Raw genomic sequence first — 20,619 nt, forward strand, 5'->3', positions numbered from 1 at the left:
CATGTTTTTACCAGGACGGCAGCACGGCTCCTTCAAAGTGTTCGTCGATAAACTTCTTCACTTCTTCCGAGCGGTAGATGTCCACGAGCTTTTTGTAGGTCGGGTTGTCTTTGTCTGCTTCTCTGACGGCGATGATGTTGACGTAAGGAGAATCAGACGTTTCCGAGAAGATCGCGTCTTTTTTCGGCGAATAGCCTGCTTCCATGGCGAAGTTGGTGTTGATCGAAGCGACTTCCACGTTGCCGAGCGAGCGAGCCAAAAACGCTGCCTCCAGCTCCTTGAATTGCAGTTTTTTCGGATTTTCCACGATGTCCAGCGGAGTCGCGTTGTCTTTCACGCCGTCTTTGAGCTTGATAAGTCCGGCAGCCTGGTAGAGCAACAGAGCGCGGGCGCGGTTCGTCGGGTCGTTTTGGATGCCGACCACGCCGCCTTCCGGGATGTCCTCTACTTTTTTATGCTTGGTGGAGTAGAGCCCCATCGGGAAGGTTACGCCTTTGCCGATCTCGACGATTTTGGTTTTGTGGTCCTGATTGAACTTGGCCAGGAACGGGATGGTCTGGAAGCTGTTCATATCGAGATTGCCTTTATCGAGAGCCTGGTTCGGTTGCACATAGTCGTTGAACACAACCAGCTCCACGTCGATTCCTTGGCCTTTGGCGACTTCTTTTACTTTGTTGAAAATTTCTTCGTGAGGGCCGCCTGTCACGCCGACCTTGATTTTGGTTTGCTGTTCAGCAGCAGCTCCACCGTTTGCGGGAGCCGCTTCCTGTTTGCCGCCGCACGCCGTAACGAGAGAAGCAGCTAGCAGAAGCGAAGTGAGAAATAAGCCTGTCTTTTTCATGAAAATTCCCCTTTTCTTTGGTGTTTGTATATCTTGAAAATAGTAACCGGGAAAACAAAAAGCCTCTTCCGCTAAGAAGAGGCTTGTAACTGCGCATGCAACATTCACAGTGGTCAATGCCTCTCTTATCTGTCGGAATTGATTTCCGCTGGATTTGGCACCATATCGGTGGGATAGGTTGCCGAGGTGTCATAGGGCCAGTCCCTCGACCTCTCTTTATAAGAGAAGTGGCTTATGAAATTCGGTCAAAGCAAATTGCCTACAATTCATATTAGGTTAGTTGGATTATAGCTTGCCGATTTCGACCTGTCAATTGTTTTTCCGAACGAATTTTTGACTGAAAAATGTAAAAATGATCTAAATACGAATGTTTGCTTGCTCTAGCCAGAAATCATATGTATAATGGGAGCAACGAATCCGATAACAGCTCTCGCGGGTGATGTCATGAGTTTAACAGACACGAATGAAACGAGAAAAAAGCTGTCTGCCATTTATAATGAGATAGCGAAAGAGTTGTTCGGATTTGGAACGACTTTGCTGAGAGTGACCATTGAGAATCAGTTGATTACCTTCCACGCCAAGCATCGCCGTTCACCGCGCTCTGCCGCGCTTGAAGGCGAAGCCCCGGCCCTGAAGCTCGAAGTCGATTTTCGCATGTCTCTTCTTTATAAGAGGAAACTGAAAGAACGGCTGGAAGAAGAGATGGGTCTGAAGCTGGAAGCTGTGCTAAGAGACTATGACGCGCCTACGCAGTGGGCGATTACGAATGTGATTGTGAGCGGCTCGGAAAATTAAATACTTGCCCCATTCGTTCGGATTTTCCCTTTTGATTTATCTCAAGGGAAGACCGTGAAAATGGTGTGAAACGGGTGTCGCTTCTCTTTGTTTACGAAGAAAAGTGCTCTTGTTTAGAATGTATCGTTCTATTCAAGGGTGCTTTTCTTTTTTCTTTTTCAGCTTCTCAACGCTTGGCAAAGGGGGTGGTTGATGAATAAAATCACCGAACGAGGGAAACAGTAGGGGGTTTCACGACACGCAGTATAAAAACGAGAAAACACTTCATTCTATGAGATGGAATCATTCGTCATTTATAAGCCGAACGGGAGGAACATTACGATGAAAAAAATGCTGACAGGAATACTTTCTGCTTCCATGCTGTCTCTGGTGCTTGCAGGCTGCGGCAGCAGCGACAAACCGCAGGAGGGAGCAGCAGGCGAAGCTGCCAAAGGCGAGCCGCAAAAGCTGGTAATCTCTACATGGGGCTTTTCTGAAGACTTTTTCCGCAAAGAAATCTACGAACCATTTGAAAAAGAGCACAACGTGAAAATCGTGCTCGAAATCGGAAACAACGCCGAGCGTCTGAACAAAATCCGCCAAGGCAGTTCCGACGTCGATCTGATCTATCTCTCCGACTACTATGCGCAGCAAGGAATCGACAGCGGCGTATTTGAAAAAATCGACCGCAGTCGCATTCCGAACCTGAACCAGATTTACGATATCGCCAAAGCGCCGCTGGGCGAGGACTACGGTCCAGCCTACACGATCGGACAATTCGGGATTGCCTACAATCCGAAGCTGGTCACAACCGAGATCAAAGATTGGAAAGACCTGTGGAGCCCTGAGTTGGCAGGCAAGCTGACACTGCCGAACATCACGTCCACCACAGGCCCGATGATTCTCGACAGCGCTTCGATGGTAGCAGGTAGCGCAGAGTTTAACGAAGACCAGGCGTTTGCAAAAATGAAAGAAGCGAATAAAGGCGTTGTGAAGTATTACGACAAAACTTCCGAGTACGTGAACATGTTCAGCCAGGAAGAAATCGCAGTGGGTCCGATCATGGAAATGTACTTCAAAGACATCCAGGCAGCCGTGCCAGAAGCGGTATTCGTCGCTCCGGCAAGCGGTGGCTACGCCGTAATGAACACCGTCAACATCGTCAAAGGCAGCAAAAACAAGCAACTGGCCGAGGACTTCATCAACTATCAGTTGAGCAAGGAAGTTCAGGAGAAAACAGCGAAAGCAAAAGTAGACTCTCCTGTAAACACGTCTGTGGAGCTGACAGCCGATGAAGCAAAAGGCGTGACTTACGGCGAAGAGACAGTGAACAAGCTGCGCAAGCTGGACATGAAGTTCGTCAACGAGCATTCCAAGGCGTGGATTGATCGCTGGAATCGCGAAATTACCCAATAACAAGCGCTTGAAACAGGACAAGGGTATAGACGTCAGGCGGATATACCCTTGTTTGTTTCAACTGAAGGAGGACCACTCGTGGAGCAAAAAATCATTCTTGATGTCGATACCGGAATTGATGACGCGCTGGGAATTATTTTGGCTATCAAGAGCGGTCAATGTGAATTGATCGGAATCACTACCGTAAACGGCAACGTATCCCTTGGCAAAGCGACAGAAAATACGTGCAAAATTCTCGATTTCCTGCAAGTGGGAGCAACGATTCCTGTCGTACGCGGAGCCTCCCAGCCGCTTTTTCGTCCGTTGTTTTTCGAGCATCGCATTCATGGCGAGGACGGGCTTGGCGGGGCACTGCGGGATGCGGAGGTGCTGACGCAGCCGCGGGAAGGCTTTGCGCCTGATTTCATTTGCGAGCAAGTGCTGGCTCGTCCCGGGCAAGTCACGCTTGTCATGACAGGGCCGCTGACGAATCTGGCCTTGGCTGTCAGAAGGTGCCCCGAGCTGGTCAAGCAGGTGAAGGAAGTCATTTTTATGGGCGGGGTAGTGACCGAGCACGGAAATGTGACCCCGGTGGCGGAGTACAACATGTACGTCGATCCGGAAGCAGCCAAGGTAGTGTTTCACGCCGGATTTCCGCAATTGACATTGGTCGGGCTGGATGTCACACGACGAGTCCTGCTTACCGAAGAACATATCAAGGAACTGGGCGATACGCCCATCGGCCGCTACGTGAAGCAAAGCACGTCCGATTACCTGGACCGCTACTTTGAACGCAACGGCGTGCGCGCCTGCGCCATGCACGATCCGCTGGCTGTTGCGGTCGCGCTGGACCGTTCGCTGGTGACGACGAAGAAGCTGTATGTCGATATCGAAACGAAAAGCGAGCTTTGTGACGGGCAAACGGTTTGCGACTTTCAGAACCGCCTGAAAAAAGAACCCAACATGAACGTCTGTCTGGACGTAGATGCAGATGCGTTCTTTGCGCGTTTTCTCGGCGCATTGAAAGCCTGACGATACCGTGAACAGGAGTTAATTGAATGAGAAAAAAGGGTCTTTATTTATTGCTGCTGCCTGGTGTGCTGTTTTTGACGCTGTTCATGGTCATTCCGATCGTGCTGACGATTGCGTCCACGTTTTTCCATGAAGGAAGCTTTACCCTGCAAGGCTACATGCAGTTTTTGACGGACAAGTATTTCATGAAAATTTTGCTGACGACGCTGCAGGTCAGTCTCGTCACGACCATTGCCTGCATCCTGCTCGGCTTTCCGGCTGCGTACTACATTTCCAAGTTAGGCCCGCGCAAAAAGGGGATTTTGCTGGCATTGGCGATTTTCCCGCTGCTGACCAGCTCTGTCGTGCGCTCGTTTTCCTGGATGATTATTCTCGGCAAAAAAGGCTTGCTGAACAGCTCGCTGTTGTCGATCGGACTGATTGAAAAACCGCTGGAAATCTTGTACACCCCGACTGCGATGATGATCGGTCTGATCCATCTGTTCCTGCCGCTCATCATCATTACGCTGGTGGGCGTGATGGAAAACATCGACCCGGATTTAATCAAAGCGGCCGAAAGCCTTGGCGCGTCCAAATTTACGGCGTTCCGCCAGGTGATTGTACCGCTTAGTGTGCCAGGGCTTATCATCGGCAGCATTCTCGTGTTTGTCGGCAGCCTGACCGCCTACACTACACCTGCGCTGCTGGGCGGGAAGCAACGCGTCATCTCGACGTTTCTCTACCAGAACGCGATTACGCTAAACGACTGGTACATGGCTTCGGTCATTGCCACGATCATGATCGTCATTACGTTTGTCGTCATTTCCTTCATGAACAAGCTGGCGACGAAACTAAATCCGAAGGGGTAGAAGCTATGCAGGAAAAAAATCGCGGGTTGGCCCTGTTTACCCTTCTCGTCTTTGCTTTTTTGCTCGGGCCGCTCATTATCATATCCTTTACATCGTTTGAGCCTGGGAGCGTCCTGAAATTCCCGCCGGAAGGCTTCTCCCTGCGCTGGTATGAAAACATCTTTAACGTAGAAATGTTCATGACGACGTTCCAGACGTCGATGCTCGTATCGTTACTGGGCAATCTGCTGGCGCTTTTGCTCGGGATTCCGGCGGCGTATGCGCTCAGCCGCTTCCAGTTTCGCGGCAAAGGGCTGTTGAACGGCATTTTCATCTCGCCTGTCCTGATTCCGGGAATTGTCATGGGCTTTGCCATGCTGAAATACGTCATTGTCGTCTATCATTTGCCGATTTACGCCGGGCTGCTCGTCGGCCATACGGTGCTGATGCTTCCTTTTATCATTCGCGTCATCGCGTCCAGCCTGTCCAACTTCGATTTCGCCATTGAAGAGGCGGCGCTCAGTCTCGGCGCTGGCCGGCTGGAGACGTTTTTCAAGGTCGTTTTGCCTAACATTCGCTCCGGAATTATTGCGGCGATTCTGATTGCTTTTCTGGAGTCTTTCAACAACGTCGATATCTCTGTGTTCATGACCGGACCGGGAGTAAGCACGCTGCCGATCCAGATGCTGACTTACGTGGAAAACAACTTCGACCCGACGATCGCTGCCATTTCTGTCGTGCTCATGATGATTACGGCTGTTCTCATGTTCATCATCGAACGATTGATGGGGCTTTCCTACTTTACAAAACGATAACGGAGGCATCAAACATATGGCATTGCTCACGCTGGAAAACGTATCGGTTGCCTATGACAATCAGTACATTTTGCAAAACTTCAATCTGAATATCGAGAAGGGCCAGCTCATCTCCCTGCTGGGGCCGAGCGGCTGCGGCAAAACGACGACGCTGCGCCTGATCGCGGGGTTTCTGGAAGCAAAGGACGGCCGCTTCCTGTTTGACGGCAAGGACTATACGCGGGTGCCGGTCAACAAGCGCAACTTCGGGTTTGTGTTTCAGAGCTACGCCTTGTTTCCGCACTTGTCCGTCTTCGACAACGTGGCGTTCGGCCTGCGTCTGCGCAAGGTGAATGAAGCAGAGGTCAAGCAGCGCGTCCTGCAAATTTTGGAGGTTGTCAGTCTTGGCGGTTTTGAAAAACGGTTCCCCAAGGAGCTGTCCGGCGGGCAAAGACAGCGCGTGGCGATTGCCCGTGCCCTGGTGATTCAGCCTGATCTGCTGTTGTTCGACGAACCGCTAAGCAACCTCGATGCGAACCTGCGGATCAACATGCGCGTGGAAATTCGCCGCATCCAGCAGGAGCTGGGCATTACGACAGTGTACGTGTCGCATGACCAGGAGGAGTGCTTCTCCATCTCCGACCAGGTGGCGATCATGAACAAAGGAATTATCGAGCAACTGGACGACCCGGCGACGATTTTCAAATATCCGAAGACCGAGTTTATCGCGCGGTTTATCGGCTTTACCAACTTCATCGACTTCGCCGAGCGCACGGAAGCGAACGGAGAGATCGGACTGCGCGTGGGCAGCCATCAGTTCGTAGCAGCCAAGCACCCTGGAACAGCAAGTCCTACCGGCAAAAAATGCGCGATGCGTCCGGACGATCTGCTGGTGACGACCGAAGAGGCCGATCAGCCAGGCATGAACCGTTTGCACGGCAGCGTCAAAGTCAGCACGTTTTTGGGCCGCAGCTATCAGTACGTCGTGGAAACAGAGCTGGGCGACTTTACCGTCAACCAGGAAATGGAGACCCCTTATCGGAGCGGCCAAAAGGTCAACCTGCTGTTCCCGAAAGACAAAGTGGTGCTCGTGGACTAAAGACAGGAGGGCTTTTTGTGAAAGTTGATTTATTGATTCAAAACGTACAAGTGTTCAACAGCTATTTCAAACAGTTCCGGGAAGGAAACGTCGCGGTTCTGGACGGGCGCTTTCTCTACATCGGCGAGCGGAATGCCGAGACGTTTGAAGCGAGCGAGATCATCGACGGCCAAGGCCGCTACATGATCCCCGGCCTGGTCGACATCCATCTGCATATCGAAAGCACGATGGTAACCCCGGAGACGTTTTCTTACGGATTGATTCAAAACGGAGTGACGACGATCGTGCCGGAGCCGCACGAGATGGCGAACGTGTTCGGAATCGAAGGGGTCAAGGAAATGATCCGCGCCAGCCAGGACTGCGTAGTAGACATGAAGTACGCGATTCCAAGCTCTGTTCCGGCGACCTCGATGGAGACGACTGGAGGGTCCGTGGAAATTGCCGACATGGACGAGTTGTTGGCCTCCGGCGACATCGTCTGCATGGGCGAGATCATGAACTACGTGGATATCATCCGCGACGAGAACTGCAAAACGAACCGGATTTTGGAGCACATTCGCAAAACGTATCCGAAGCTGGTCGTCGAGGGGCACGTGCCGAAGCTGCTTGACCTGGATTTGCATCGCGTCATTTACGCGGGCGTGGACTCCGACCATACGCACCAGACGGCGGAAGGTATGGAAGCGAGAATCGCGGCGGGCATGTTTTTGGAGATTCAGGAAAAGTCAATGACAGAAGAAGTCATGGACTACTTGATCCGCGAAGATGTTTCCGAGCATTTTTGCTTTGTGACGGACGATGTGATGACCGACTCGCTGTACAAGCGCGGCCATCTGAACCATATCGTGAAAAAGGCGATCGGCATGGGCATGCCGCCGGAGCGCGCTATTTACGCCAGTACGTTTACACCAGCAAGACGCATGAACATGACGGATCGCGGGGCGATTGCTCCGGGCAAGATTGCCGATTTTGTACTCGTGTCGGATTTGCGCGAGCTTGTGATTGAGCAAGTGTACAAAAACGGGCAAAAAGCGTTCGACGCCCGCGAACAATACCGTCAGGTCGCGCGGACGAAGCAGTTCCCGGCGCATTTTTACGAGAGCATCAAGCTGTCGCCGCTCACAGAGAGCGACTTCCAGGTCACTACAGATGCGCCGGACAACCGCTATCCATGCCGTGTCATGCTCGTCCAGAATGGCTCGACGTTTACCGAGGATCACCGCGGGATCGTCGAGGTGCGGGAAGGAAAGGTGTGCTGGGAAGAAAGCCCGTACGGCCTGATCGCGGTCTTTGAGCGCTACGGCAAAAACGGCAACCGCGGCTACGGGCTAATCAGCGGCGACACGATCAAGCGCGGAGCGGTAGCGACCAGCTATTCGCACGATAACCACAACTTGCTCGTCGTCGGCCACAATCCGCACGACATGATGGTGGCAGCCAACGAGGTCATCCGCAACCAGGGCGGTTTTTGCGTAGTCGAGGACGGCAAAGTAATCGCCAACCTGCTCTTGCCTGTCGGCGGTATTTTGACAGAGGAACCGTTGGAGAAGACGGCGAAGGAAGTCGAGAAGCTGCGCCGGGCCATGGAATCGCTCGGGTACGAGCACTACAACCCGATCATGTCGATCAGCACGCATTCGCTGCCAGTCAGCCCTGCGCTGAAGCTGACCGACTTGGGCCTGATTGATGTGAATGCAGGAAAAGTCGTGCCGCTGCTTTTGATGTAGGACGACATAGCAAACCCCGGGAACAGCAGATGTGCTCCCGGGGTTATTTGCATATTTGCATGTGCATCGGCAATGCATTGTTCATGCCAGCAGCGTCAAGAGGTGTGCCGTATCGGCCTCTGACGCGAGCGAGGCAGTCGTGCTCGCCAACCGCTCGGCAAGCGTGGGATCGGCTGTCAGCACGTCAGCGAGCTTTTGCTGCACTTCTGCTGCGGTCAGCGCATTGCCCGGAGCGCCGCGCGGACGATCGACGCGCTCGCGATACACCTGTCCGGCTTTTGTCGTGATCTCGACGATGGTAAAACGCCCTTTGGGCACCGCTTCCGGCGCGGGCGCGATCTGGCTGTCGTAGGCCCGCTGTACACGCGGCAAAAAGGCGAGAATGTCCGGGGCAATCGGCGCTGCCGTGAAGCTTTCCAAAGACAGCGAGCGTCTGTGCAAAGCGAGGCTCGCCACATACTCGACGCTGAAGCGCCCTTGCTCGCCCGTGCGCGGCTCTCTCTCGACGAGCGCAGCGTCCCCCTCGGGAGGAAAAATGATGCGAACCGCCTCCAGCTCAGCAGGCGCAAAGGCGTGGCGCGCCGCCAGGCGAACAGCCGCGTCCGCAGCGTGATGGGCAGCGGAGCAAAACGGATAAATTTTGAACCAGAGTCCCGGCGTGACGATTCGCCAGGAGGCGCCCCAGTCTTGCAGCAGCACGGAGTTTGCCAGCTCGGGATCTCCGTAGACGGCAAAAAAGCCGTGTTTCCCGTCCAGCGCCTGCGAGCTGCCTCCGAAGTCTGCTTCCGCCAGTCTGACTGCAAGCAAGGCAGACTGGGCGGCGAGCCCTGCGTGCAGCGGCTTTGTTTCCGTGCCGAATTGCGCGCGCAGGCCGCTCGCCTGGGTGGCGGCAAAGCCGATCGCTTTTTGTAACTGTTCGGCAGAAAAGCCTTTGGCGTAGCCTGCCGCAACTGCGGCTGCGATCACCCCGAGCGTAGACGTATTGTGCCAGCCTTTGATGTAATGGGCGTCCCCAATCGCGCGCCCGAGACGGGCCATGACTTCGACGCCGATGACATAGGCGGCGAGAAACCGCTGGCCGCTGACGGAAGACACGGCGGCCACGGAGATGAGCGCAGGCAAAATCACTGTGCTGGGATGGCCGCGCACATCGGAATGCACGTCGTCAAAATCGAGCGCGTGCCCGATGTAGCCGTTCAACAGGGCAGCCGAAAGAAAACTGGCCTTGCGCTGTTGCCCGATGACAGGAACTTCGGCGCGGCCGCCTTCTGCTTCGGTAATGCTCCACAGCTTCGCCAGGCCCGCATCCTCGCGCGCGGCAAAGCTGGCAGCCAGGTAGTCCAGAATTCCCAGCCGCGCTGCTGCCATGGCGGCAGCGTCGTTTTCCGGGCGAGAAGAAACGACGAGATCAGCCAGCTTCTCTGTCAGCCGTCTGTCTCGTCCTGTGCTCGCATGTACATGTGTCACGGTAGGGCCACTCCCTTTCCCCGCCTACGAGATGAAGGAGGCCGGGGCGTTTATTTGCAGCAAAAACCGCTGCGTGCGCTGGTTTTGCGGGCGGTCAAACAGTTCTTCGGGGGTTCCTTGCTCGACGATTTTGCCATCCGCCATGAAAATGATGCGATCCGCTACATGGCGGGCAAAAGCCATCTCGTGCGTGACGATCAGCATGGTCGTGCGCTTTTCCGCAATCGCCTTGATGACTTGCAAAACCTCTGCCACCAGCTCGGGATCGAGCGCGGAGGTCGGCTCATCGAGCAAAATCGCATGCGGGTCGACAGCGAGCGCGCGGGCGATGGCAACGCGCTGCTGCTGGCCCCCTGACAAGGTGATCGGGTAGCTGTCGGCCTTGTGCGCCAGACCGACCTGCTCCAGAAGCGCCCTGCCGATTTTGTCCGCTTCGCTCTGCTTCATCTTTTTCGTGATGATGAGCGATTCCGTGACGTTTTGCAGCGCGGTCCGGTTTTTGAACAGGTTGTAGTTTTGAAAAACCATCGCGGTCTGCTGGCGCAGGTGGTGCGCTTCCTTGCGCGAGTATTTCTGGGCGTCCAGTGTGGCCTGCCCGATTTCGATTCGTCCGGCGTCCGGGCTTTCCAGCAGGTTGAGGCAGCGCAAAAGCGTTGATTTTCCTGAGCCGGAAGGGCCGATGATGGCGACGACCTCGCCCTGCGCCACTTCGATGTCGATGCCGTCCAGCACGACCAGATCGTTAAACTGCTTGCGCAGATTCGTTACTTTAATCATGGCAATCCCTCGCTAGTTTTTATATGGCCTGCTCAGTCGTTTTTCCAGCCATTCCTGCAGGAGACTGTAGACGATCGTCAACGCCCAGTACACAATCGCGACGGCGAGGTAGATTTCGAAAAACTTCAGCGACGCAGACGCCATCATTTTTCCTTGGGCGAACAGCTCGGCGACCCCGAGCGTAAAGGCGAGAGACGTCTCCTTCACCAGCCCGATAAACGTATTGCCCGAGGCGGGGATGGCATTGCGTGTCGCTTGCGGGAGGATGATGCGACGGTACGCCTGGGCCTTGGTCATGCCGACAGCCAGACACGCCTCAAGCTGGCCGTTCTCGACAGAGTCCAGGGCGGCACGGAAAATCTCCGCCAAATAAGCCGAATTTTTGATGCTCAAGCCAATAATCGCTGCCGTCAAGGCGTTCATCGCGCTAAACGACGGGAAAAGCTGCGGCAAGCCGTAGTAGATCAGAAAAAGCTGAACGAGCGTAGGCGTGGCGCGAAAAAAGGAAATGTACACGTTGGCGAGCTGATAGAGCACGGGTACCCGGTTTTTCGTGATGAGAGCGAGCACAAGCCCAATGGCAATGGCGAAAATCATCGCGACGACCGCCATTACCAACGTGAGCGGCAAATATTTGAGCAAGGTAGGGAAAACCTCTAGCATGTATTGCCCGTCAAAATTCATCGTGCACGCACCGCCTATTTCTGGATTGGCGCCGTAACATCAGCCTTGAAATATTTTTCTGAGAGCTGCTTCAGGGTGCCGTTATCGCGCAGCTCTGTGAGCACTTTGTCAAACTCTGTGCGCAGTTGGTCGTGTTTCTCGTCTTTCGGGAACGGGAAGGCTACTTCCTCATAGGTGATCGGATCTCCGGCCAGCTTCAGCGGCAGCCCGGTTTTTTCGATTTGCGCCAGGAGCACGCTGCGTCCGTTGATGTAGGCGTCGATCCGGCCGTAGGCGACGTCGTTGAGCGTGCCTTCTTGCGTCTCGTAGGTGCGGATGTTGATTTCGTTGTTCGGGTCCTGTTTTTGCAAGTTTTTCGTATGGTTCGAGCCGAGCACCGCTCCGACGGTTTTTCCTTTCAGATCGGCGACGGAATGGATGTCGTTGTTGTCGTTTTTGACGATGATTTGCGTTCCGGCGTAAGCGTAGGTTTGGGAAAAGTTGAACTTCTGCTTGCGCTCATCCGTAACGGCTACCTGGTTGGCGACCGTATCAATCCGGCCTGTTTCAAGCTGGCCCATCACGCCGCTGAACTCGGCGAGGTGCCATTCGATTTTGTAGCCGAGCTTCGCTGCGATTGTCTCTGCAACTTCGACGTCGAAGCCTTGCAGCTTTTCCCCTTCCTTGTAAGCGAACGGGTAGCTTTGGCCTGTTGCGCCTACGCGTAAAACTTTTTCCTCCTGGGCGCCTGATGCAGCCTGCTCGCCGCCACTGCCGCAGGCAGCGAGCAGGAGGGAGAGGCCGAGTGTAATCGCGAGGATGCCTTTATGTTTTTTCATGTGAATCTCTCCTAGTTGGTTGATTTTTTGGGGGAGTGCTGCGCCCGTTGAGCTATGGCAGTGGCGTGTACAGCTCTTTGCGGAAAAAGATCGTCGTGTGGCCGCGGCCGAGATCGGCTTCTCCGGCACGCACATAGCCTCTGCGCTCGTACATGGCGGATAGCCACGGATGCTTGTCGGCCGTGCCGAGCGATACGGCAGGAGCCTTCAATGTATCCCGGACAATGCTTTCCTCCACCCATGTCAAGAGAGTGGAGCCGACGCCTTTTTTGCCGATGGCCGGATCGACGGCGAACCACCATATATGGGGAAGGCCAAACGGTCCGGGCTGAGGTCCCCAAGGCATGCGCAGCGAGACGGTTGCCTGAATCCGCCCAGCTTCCTCCAGGACGTAGCAGGCGTTGTTGTGGATATTTTTCTGGACGAGTGCCAGGTCGGCTGTGGCTGCGGCAAAGTGAATGCCCAACTCGCGGATGGGAGCGTAGGCTCGCAGCGTCAGGTCCAGCAGCTCTGCTGCATCGTCAGCGGTTGCCAGACGGAAAGTTGTTGTCATGTTGTCTCCCTCGCACTTCTCGCGGCAAACGGGTCCAGGCGATACGTTTGTCGGCATCGGCTGGCCGTTTGCGGCGTTTATGTTTTAGCTGGATACGTGTGTCCCGTTGGCTTGCCGGTTCGTATAACGATTGGCAGGGCGCTTTAAGCCGAGATGCTCGCGCAGCGTATTGCCTTCGTATTCGGTGCGGAACAGCCCGCGCTGCTGAAGGAGCGGCACGACCTCATCGACGAACACGTCCAGACCCTCTGGCAAAAGAGGCGGCATCAGATTGAAGCCGTCGCAGCCGCCTTGCTGCACCCATTCCTCCATCTTGTCCGCAAGCTGCTCTGGCGTCCCGACAAAGATGTGGTGGCCGCGCGATCCGGCGATGTACTGATAAAGCTGGCGGATCGTCAGCTTTTCCCGGCGCGCCAGGTTCAGCACCAGCTCGAAGCGGCTTTTTACGCTGTTCGTCTCCGGGATGTCGATGTCTGGCAGCGGACCGTCGAGCGGATACGGCGTCAGATCGAAGCCGCCGAGATAGCTGGAAAGAATTTTCAACCCGACAGAGGGCAAAATCAGCTCTTGAAGCTGCTGGAATTTGGCCTGTGCGGCTTCTTCCGTATCGCCGAGAACCGGGAAGATTCCCGGCATGATGCTCACCTCGTCAGGAGAGCGGCCGTAGGAGACGACTTTTGCCTTCACGCTTTGGTAAAAGGCTTGGGCGTCCGGCAAGTTGTTTTGCGCCGTGAAAATGACTTCCGCTGTGCGGGCGGCCAGGTGCTGACCGGGCTCGGAAGACCCTGCCTGAATGATGACGGGATGCCCCTGGGGCGGTCTGGCTACGTTCAACGGTCCGCGAACGGAAAAGAACTCGCCGCGGTGCTGCAGCTCATGCAACTTGGCCGGATCGAAAAAAACGCCGGATTCCTGCTTGCGAATGAGGGCGTCGTCTTCCCAGGAATCCCACAGTCCTTTTACGACCTCGACAAATTCTTCTGCGCGCTGATAGCGCAGGCTGTGCTCGGGATGCTTTTCTCCGCTAAAGTTCAAGGCCGTCGATTCGATCGAGGAGGTGACGACATTCCACGCTGCACGGCCGTTGCTGATGTGATCGAGCGAAGCGAACTGGCGGGCGATATGAAAAGGCTCGCTGTACGTCGTAGATGCTGTGGCGGCCAGGCCGATTTTCGAAGTGACGGCAGACAGCGCCGACAACAGCGTAAACGGTTCAAAGCGTGCCAGCACATTCGGATGGGAGTCGGGACTGATCGACAGGCTGTCCGCGAGAAACAGCATATCCAGCTTGCCGCGTTCGGCTGTTTGCGCCAGTTGCTGAAAATAGGCGAGGTTCATGCTGCCGTCGGTTTGCGCATGAGGGTGACGCCAAGATGCGACGTGATGACCAGTGCCGGCGAGAAAAACGCCGATTTTCAGATGTTTGGGGGCCTGTGCCATGTCCTTCTACGCTCCTTTGGTTGTGGGTAGGAATCAAAGTGCACAATTCCAATTTAAATAGTCGGTTTTTATAGTTTTAAAATATACGCCTGTTCGCGCACCATTGTCAATGTATATAAAAAATTTTAACAGTGAGTTTTCTTTCGCGATGTCTGCAATTTTCTTATGCTAGACTTTCATTTTGTGCTAAAGTGCATAGAGAAGCTTTTTGCAGTGCTTTTCAACACGTTTCTACTATATTAATGGTGTAGATATTTCTAATGTAAATGAGGAAGAACAATCATGCATGAGACTTATTCGTTAAAAGAAAAGTGGCGGCAGTTTCTGATGGTGTTGCTGCCCATCCTTATATCGCAGTTGGCGCTTTTCTCCATGACTTTTGCCGATACGATCATGTCCGGGCACGCCAGTCCGACTGACTTGGCCGGAGTGGCGATCGGGGCCAGCCTCTGGACGCCGATTCAAGCCGGATTGACGGGTATTCTCATGGCAGTGATGCCGATGGTGGCGCAAATGATCGGAGCGCAGCGCAAAGACCAGGTGCCCTACACGGTCATGCAGGCACTGTACCTGGGAGTGGCGATTGCCATCGGGGTGCTGATCGTCGGCGGCTTGGCGCTTGAGCCGGTGTTGAACAGCATGCAGCTCGAAAGCGACGTCAGACACATTGCCCGCGGCTTCCTGCATGCGATAGCCATCGGGATTGTGCCTTTGTTTCTCTACACGGTCATTCGCTGCTTCATCGACGCGTTGGGGGAGACGAGAATTACCATGTTCATTACGCTGCTCTCGCTGCCAATCAACGTCGTGCTGAACTACGCCCTGATTTTCGGCAACTTCGGTTTGCCGCGCCTGGGCGGAATCGGGGCGGGCTACGCCTCGGCGCTGACTTACTGGTGCATTTTGCTGATTAGCCTGGTTGTCGTGCAGCGCGTGCAGCCGTTTACCGATTTCGGGGTGTTCCGCAAGTTTTACCGCGTCTCCATGAGCGCGTGGAAAGAGCTGCTCAAGCTCGGCTTGCCAATCGGCTTTTCGATCTTTTTCGAAGTGAGCATTTTTGCCGCTGTTACCTTGTTCATGAGCGAGTACAGCACGATTACGATTGCGGCGCACCAGGCGGCGATGAACTTCGCTTCGTTTATTTACATGGTTCCGCTCAGCATCTCGATGGCTTTGACTATCGTGGTCGGCTTCGAGGTCGGGGCGAAGCGGTTTCGCGACGCCAAGCAGTACAGCTATTTGGGCATCGGCATCGCCACTGGACTTGCCCTGCTGTTCGGCACAGGCTTGCTGCTGTTCAACAGGCAGGTTGCCGGATTTTATACGACGGACATCGAGGTTTTGGAGCTTACGCAGCACTTTTTGATGTACTCGATTCTGTTTTTGATTTCCGATGCGGTGGCGGCGCCGATCCAGGGGATTTTGCGCGGCTACAAGGACGTTACGGTCACGTTTATCGTCGCCCTTGTCTCGTACTGGGTCATCGGGCTGCCGCTCGGGTACGTCCTGGCGCAGTACACCTCGCTGGCTGCCTTTGGCTACTGGATCGGGCTGATTACAGGCTTGGCGGCAGGCGCGATCTTCCTGTTCGGACGCCTGCTGTCCCTGCAAAAACGCATGATACGCAGCGTCTCGTAACCAAGCGTGGCGCAAGCAAAGCGGGAAAACTCCGGATGAGGGGTTTCCCGTTTTTTGCATGAAGACAGAAGGGCCAGCTTACACTATGAGCAGCCATGAAAAATTTCTCTCCTATTTTTCAAGGAGAGCGTATATACTTTCTAATAGAGTGATGGGAGAAAAGCTGACATTGAAAGGGGGAGGAGAAGCGAATGACGTATGATTTTTTGATGAAGCTGGGGATAGCGATGTTTCTGGGCTTGCTGATCGGGATGGACAGACAGCTCAAGCATAAGCCGCTTGGCGTGAAAACAAGTATGGTCATATCAGTGGCGAGCTGCCTGATTACGATTGTCTCGATTGAGTCGGTACATCGGTTCTCCTTGCCTGGACACACCAACATGGACCCGCTGCGCCTGGCCGCGCAAATCGTGAGCGGCGTCGGTTTTCTCGGAGCTGGCGTGATTTTGCGCAGAAGCAACGATGTAATCTCCGGGCTGACCACGGCTTCCATGGTCTGGGCTGCCTCCGGACTGGGTATTGCCGTAGGGGCGGGGTATTACTTTGAGGCGGTGACAGCGACCATCCTGATTATTTTGGCGATCAACCTGTTTCCGCTCATTCTCAAATGGATCGGTCCCGAGTCTTTGCGGCAGCGGGATTTGTCGATCAAGATTGTCGTCGAAGGGGGCGGCGATCTGGACGGCGTTTTCAAACAGATCAAGCACATCGACCTGCAGGTAAAACGGGTCAAGGTCAAAGACCTGGACAACGGATTGCAAAAGTTGGAAATGATGATTACCGCTTCGGAAAACACATATACGACCGACATTTACAGCTTGCTGAAAGCTGTCGATCACGTCATTTCTGTTGAGGTAGAGAGTAGATAAGGGGTAGAAACAAAGACCGTAGCTGACCGTTTGCAGATGGCGCTGCGGTCTTTTTGCATGCGAGGAACACTTCTGCTCTTGATAACAAGAATGAAAATCATTATCATTTTAAATGAATACGTCTGCTCTCATTCCAAAATGGAAAAAGTGGACATGATAAAAGAGGCAATCATTCATAGAGGAGGATGCGAGATGGAATTTCGGATCGAAAAAGACACGTTGGGTGAAATGAAAGTGCCTGCGGACAAGTTGTGGGGGGCGCAAACGCAGCGCAGCTTCCAAAATTTCGAGATCGGCGAGGAGAAAATGCCGCTTGAGGTCATCCGCATGTTTGCCATCCTGAAAAGAAGCGCGGCCCTGGCGAACCAAAAGCTGGGCAAGCTGGACGCGGAAAAGGCCGAAGCGATCGTAACGGCAGCCGACGAAGTCATCGCCGGAAAATGGAACGAGCACTTCCCGCTGGTTGTTTGGCAAACCGGAAGCGGCACCCAATCCAACATGAACGTCAACGAAGTCATCGCTCGCCGCGCCAACCAGTTGCTGGAGGAAAAAGGCAGCAGCGCGCGGATTCACGCCAACGACGATGTGAACAAATCGCAAAGCTCCAACGATACGTTCCCGACTGCTATGCACATGGCGGGACTGGTAGCCATTGAGGACCAAGTGCTGCCTGCGCTGGCGCTGCTCAAGCAGACGCTCAAGGAAAAAAGCGAAGCCTACATAGACATCATCAAAATCGGCCGGACGCATTTGCAGGATGCCACCCCGCTGACACTGGGCCAGGAAATCAGCGGCTGGGTGCGCATGCTGGAAAAAACAGAGAAAATGATTCAGGAAAGCAACGAATATTTGCGTGAGCTGGCGATTGGCGGTACGGCCGTCGGAACCGGCATCAACGCCCATCCGCGCTTCGGTGAAATGGTCGCTGCGGAAATCAGCGAAGCGATCGGCAAAAAATTCGTGACCGCCGAAAACAAATTCCACGCGCTGACCAGCCACGATGAGCTTGTTCACGTACACGGAGCGTTGAAGGCGCTGGCAGCCGACCTGATGAAAATCGCCAACGACGTCAGATGGCTGGCGAGCGGACCGCGCTGCGGCATCGGCGAAATCGTCATCCCTGCCAACGAACCGGGCAGCTCGATCATGCCAGGAAAAGTCAACCCGACACAAAGCGAAGCGATTACGATGGTGGCGTGCCAGGTGATGGGCAACGATGCCGCGATCGGCTTTGCCGCAAGCCAAGGGAACTTTGAGCTGAACGTGTTCAAGCCTGTCATCATCTACAACTTCCTGCAATCGGCCCGACTGCTCGCAGACGCCATGAAGTCGTTCAACGACCATTGCGCGGTCGGCATCGAGCCGAACTTGCCTGTCATCCAGGAAAACCTGAACAACTCCCTGATGCTCGTAACCGCGCTGAACCCGCATATCGGCTACGAAAACGCAGCGGCAGTAGCCAAGCTGGCGCACAAAGAAGGCATCACGCTCAAGCAAGCGGCTATCAAGAGCAGCCTGCTGACCGAGGAGCAATTCGACCAAATCGTGCGTCCTGAGCAGATGATTCATCCGAAGGAATAGTGGGATTCACAGAGCCGATGATGGCAAGAAACAATAAAAATTTTGGCTGCTAGGCCACTTGGCTGACTCCATTCATAGGCGTCAGTTTTTTTTTATTCTCTCTCAGTGATCGCCTTTCACTGTAGAACTGAAACACTCGTTAGTTCTCAGTGGAATGTAGATTACTAGTATCGAGGCTCTATACCGTGGGAAGGATTTCAAAAACTTTTGCCGCTTTGTATCATTTTAGAAAAAAGGGTTTTTTTAATGTAATTCCAAGGATTTGGGAGTATATTATCATTTTTTGGAATTAATAGCTGAAATTGTCTGAAAAATGCTTTTTTTGGAGTTGGAAAAATATTGTATAGCATTGGTACACTTCAAAGTAAGGTCTACGAAAAGAGAGATAGAAAGAGTAGGAATAAAAGTTGCGTGAGATCATATCGAATCGAAAAGAGGTTATAAAAATGAAAAAAGCTTTTAAAAGTACTGCTGCAGTGCTCTCCTTAACCCTTGGAATCACTGGTGTTTTGCCTGTAGCTAATATAGCTAATCAAAGCGCATACGCCGCAAGTAGCGACGAGTACATTGTACTTGGGTCTTATTATCTTTCAAAAGATCAAGTAAAGTATATGGCTAGTATTATGAGAGGTGCGACAAGTGGAGGTGCGACAATTGCTGAAACTCTGATCGGGTTTTTAGGGCCTGGAGCAACAGTAGCAATGGCGGCTACAGCACTTTCTGCTAATGCACAACTTCAAAATGAAGTATTGTATGCAGCAGATCATAATATGAGGGTTCAGGTTGTGGTTAAAGATAAGAAAGTGCATACTTCATATTCAACTGTTGTAACATTTACAGCGGTAAAATAATAGAGAGAATGTTAGCTGTCGTCGTAGTAACAAATCTGGCTTCGACCTTTTTCAAACTATATTCTTCTATCTCTTGATATCCTCATTTTCTAAGACCTGAGATGTTTCTTAAAACCATCAACTCGTTTCGAAGTTTTCATAGTAAAGGAGCCCCTTTTTGCTCCAAGATTTTTCGGAGATAAAAGTGTATTGGGGCTCCTTGCTTTTTTCTACAATGGAATAAACATACTACACAGGAAATTACCTCTGTGGATCGAAGTAATGGAGTAACCATTCCTTGATGAACAGAGGTTTTTATGCGTCCAAAAAATCGAATTATTCCCCAGAATCACATGACCCGACAAGAGATTGCGGAAGAGTTAAACAGACGTGGTGTGAGAACGACAGACCGCAATGTTCAAATGCTTTACGAGCGTTATCTTACTCTCCTTGGAGCCAGTGTAGACCAACATATACGCGAAGTGTTGCATCATGTAAGTTCACAAAACGGAGGATTGATGCTTTCCATGGATGGTGTGCAACCAAAAAAAGGGAATGAAACTTTATATGTCATCCGTGAAGTGTTTAGTGGGACGGTACTAGCTGCCAAGAATCTGAAAAGCGGATCATCAGAGGAACTACAGAACCTGATTCGCCCTATCGTAGAATTGGGTTACCCTATTATTGGCATTGTAAGTGATGGGCAACAATCCATTCGACTAGCCTTTGAAACATTGCTCCCCGACGTCCCGTATCAATACTGCCAGTATCATTATCTGAAAGACATCGCTACACCGGTTATGGACTTGGACCGAAAACTTAATAACTTCGAAGAGCATTACAAAGAAGTATGAGCGTCCAACTCTGAGCGGCTACCTGAATCAACCACTTTTGGACGCGGTTTCGCTTTTTCCCCGGAGCCGGGCAGTCCAACCCCCAGCAGGGAGCCCAAGAAGCTACAGCGATTTCGCCTCTTTCCTCGCCCACCGAAAGTCCCGATCAAGCGAACTACATCGTAGCAACAACTTACATCATCCTCCCAAGCCCCTACCCCGCATCCCACTGCCAGAATTAATCTCTCCCACGCACTCTTTAGATTTTCTTTAAACATTTTTGCTATAGTGGTCAGTAATGACTCAGATTCGTGCGGAGGTGCAGCCGATGAGAATATTAATCGTAGACGACGCCCTAAGTATTTTTTTTCGTTCGTTTTTTGAAATATTTTGGGATTTTGATTTTCCGAGACCTTTAATCCTTCCGTCTTCATAAACTCTTACATCGAGATCGCTGACCTTAACCATGTCAAAACTAACCTCTTCTTCAATCTCTTTAAAGTCTTTGCTGGCAGCACCTACAGTAAATGGGATCAAGCTAGTCAGTGTAACAGTTGCAACTAGAGAAGCTATGATTTTTTTCTTGAAAAGGGAAACATTTTGAAAACCTCCTAATGTATGGTATATTTGGACCGTAACC

General features: G+C 52.9%; 19 protein-coding genes and 1 riboswitch. Of the genes, 12 read left to right on the top strand and 7 right to left on the bottom strand.

The window, feature by feature from the left end:
- Positions 1–7: 7 nt before the first annotated feature.
- On the bottom strand, positions 8–841 hold the full coding sequence (locus AC3WJN_RS03480) for a MetQ/NlpA family ABC transporter substrate-binding protein (protein ID WP_005830145.1): 834 nt from the start codon (positions 839–841) through the stop codon (positions 8–10).
- A 122-nt stretch (positions 842–963) separates the two neighbouring features.
- Positions 964–1,066: riboswitch (SAM riboswitch) on the bottom strand.
- A 219-nt stretch (positions 1,067–1,285) separates the two neighbouring features.
- Here AC3WJN_RS03480 and AC3WJN_RS03485 point away from each other — a divergent pair.
- The 7 genes from AC3WJN_RS03485 to AC3WJN_RS03515 all read left to right on the top strand — a co-directional run bounded on the left by AC3WJN_RS03485 (position 1,286) and on the right by AC3WJN_RS03515 (position 8,489).
- Positions 1,286–1,636 carry a hypothetical protein gene (locus tag AC3WJN_RS03485; RefSeq protein WP_025848092.1) on the top strand — a complete coding sequence of 117 codons (351 nt, stop codon included), beginning with the start codon at positions 1,286–1,288 and terminating at the stop codon, positions 1,634–1,636.
- A gap of 321 nt (positions 1,637–1,957) precedes the next feature.
- Complete coding sequence (locus AC3WJN_RS03490) at positions 1,958–3,031, top strand: ABC transporter substrate-binding protein (RefSeq protein WP_007778336.1); 1,074 nt, start codon at positions 1,958–1,960, stop codon at positions 3,029–3,031.
- 78 nt (positions 3,032–3,109) lie between these two features.
- The gene (locus AC3WJN_RS03495) at positions 3,110–4,042 is read left to right on the top strand and encodes a nucleoside hydrolase (RefSeq protein WP_005830139.1); all 933 of its coding nucleotides are present in this window, start codon (positions 3,110–3,112) and stop codon (positions 4,040–4,042) included.
- Positions 4,043–4,068: 26 nt separating this feature from the next.
- Positions 4,069–4,890 (top strand): ABC transporter permease, encoded by an 822-nt coding sequence (locus AC3WJN_RS03500; RefSeq protein WP_005830136.1) that lies wholly within the window; start codon positions 4,069–4,071, stop codon positions 4,888–4,890.
- Between the two features lie 5 nt (positions 4,891–4,895).
- Positions 4,896–5,684, top strand: a complete 789-nt coding sequence (locus tag AC3WJN_RS03505) for an ABC transporter permease (protein WP_005830134.1) — start codon at positions 4,896–4,898, stop codon at positions 5,682–5,684.
- 16 nt (positions 5,685–5,700) lie between these two features.
- On the top strand, positions 5,701–6,762 hold the full coding sequence (locus AC3WJN_RS03510) for an ABC transporter ATP-binding protein (protein WP_007778343.1): 1,062 nt from the start codon (positions 5,701–5,703) through the stop codon (positions 6,760–6,762).
- A gap of 17 nt (positions 6,763–6,779) precedes the next feature.
- Complete coding sequence (locus AC3WJN_RS03515; protein WP_005830130.1) at positions 6,780–8,489, top strand: adenine deaminase; 1,710 nt, start codon at positions 6,780–6,782, stop codon at positions 8,487–8,489.
- An 81-nt stretch (positions 8,490–8,570) separates the two neighbouring features.
- On the opposite strand, the gene AC3WJN_RS03520 is transcribed toward AC3WJN_RS03515, so the two are convergent.
- From AC3WJN_RS03520 to AC3WJN_RS03545, 6 genes are all read right to left on the bottom strand, one after another.
- On the bottom strand, positions 8,571–9,956 hold the full coding sequence (locus AC3WJN_RS03520; protein WP_005830128.1) for an MmgE/PrpD family protein: 1,386 nt from the start codon (positions 9,954–9,956) through the stop codon (positions 8,571–8,573).
- A 24-nt stretch (positions 9,957–9,980) separates the two neighbouring features.
- Positions 9,981–10,733: an amino acid ABC transporter ATP-binding protein gene (locus AC3WJN_RS03525; RefSeq protein ID WP_005830126.1), complete on the bottom strand. Its 753-nt coding sequence runs from the start codon at positions 10,731–10,733 to the stop codon at positions 9,981–9,983.
- A gap of 12 nt (positions 10,734–10,745) precedes the next feature.
- A complete protein-coding gene (locus AC3WJN_RS03530) occupies positions 10,746–11,417 on the bottom strand; it encodes an amino acid ABC transporter permease (protein ID WP_007778349.1) in 672 nt (223 codons plus the stop codon).
- 14 nt (positions 11,418–11,431) lie between these two features.
- On the bottom strand, positions 11,432–12,235 hold the full coding sequence (locus tag AC3WJN_RS03535) for an amino acid ABC transporter substrate-binding protein (RefSeq protein WP_007778352.1): 804 nt from the start codon (positions 12,233–12,235) through the stop codon (positions 11,432–11,434).
- A 52-nt stretch (positions 12,236–12,287) separates the two neighbouring features.
- A complete protein-coding gene (locus tag AC3WJN_RS03540) occupies positions 12,288–12,788 on the bottom strand; it encodes a GNAT family N-acetyltransferase (protein ID WP_005830121.1) in 501 nt (166 codons plus the stop codon).
- Between the two features lie 84 nt (positions 12,789–12,872).
- Positions 12,873–14,228, bottom strand: a complete 1,356-nt coding sequence (locus AC3WJN_RS03545) for an LLM class flavin-dependent oxidoreductase (RefSeq protein WP_005830119.1) — start codon at positions 14,226–14,228, stop codon at positions 12,873–12,875.
- 282 nt (positions 14,229–14,510) lie between these two features.
- Between AC3WJN_RS03545 and AC3WJN_RS03550 the strand changes: the two genes are divergently transcribed.
- The 5 genes from AC3WJN_RS03550 (at position 14,511) to AC3WJN_RS03570 (ending at position 20,000) form a co-directional block, all read left to right on the top strand.
- Positions 14,511–15,866, top strand: a complete 1,356-nt coding sequence (locus AC3WJN_RS03550; RefSeq protein ID WP_005830117.1) for an MATE family efflux transporter — start codon at positions 14,511–14,513, stop codon at positions 15,864–15,866.
- Positions 15,867–16,057: 191 nt separating this feature from the next.
- Positions 16,058–16,735 (top strand): MgtC/SapB family protein, encoded by a 678-nt coding sequence (locus AC3WJN_RS03555; protein ID WP_007778358.1) that lies wholly within the window; start codon positions 16,058–16,060, stop codon positions 16,733–16,735.
- Positions 16,736–16,927: 192 nt separating this feature from the next.
- Positions 16,928–18,316, top strand: a complete 1,389-nt coding sequence (gene fumC / locus AC3WJN_RS03560; protein WP_005830113.1) for a class II fumarate hydratase — start codon at positions 16,928–16,930, stop codon at positions 18,314–18,316.
- A 446-nt stretch (positions 18,317–18,762) separates the two neighbouring features.
- The gene (locus tag AC3WJN_RS03565) at positions 18,763–19,167 is read left to right on the top strand and encodes a hypothetical protein (RefSeq protein ID WP_005830112.1); all 405 of its coding nucleotides are present in this window, start codon (positions 18,763–18,765) and stop codon (positions 19,165–19,167) included.
- Positions 19,168–19,463: 296 nt separating this feature from the next.
- Positions 19,464–20,000 carry a transposase gene (locus AC3WJN_RS03570; protein ID WP_007778362.1) on the top strand — a complete coding sequence of 179 codons (537 nt, stop codon included), beginning with the start codon at positions 19,464–19,466 and terminating at the stop codon, positions 19,998–20,000.
- Positions 20,001–20,619 lie beyond the last annotated feature (619 nt).

It is taken from the genome of Brevibacillus sp. FW306-2-1A-C05A (assembly GCF_058781555.1).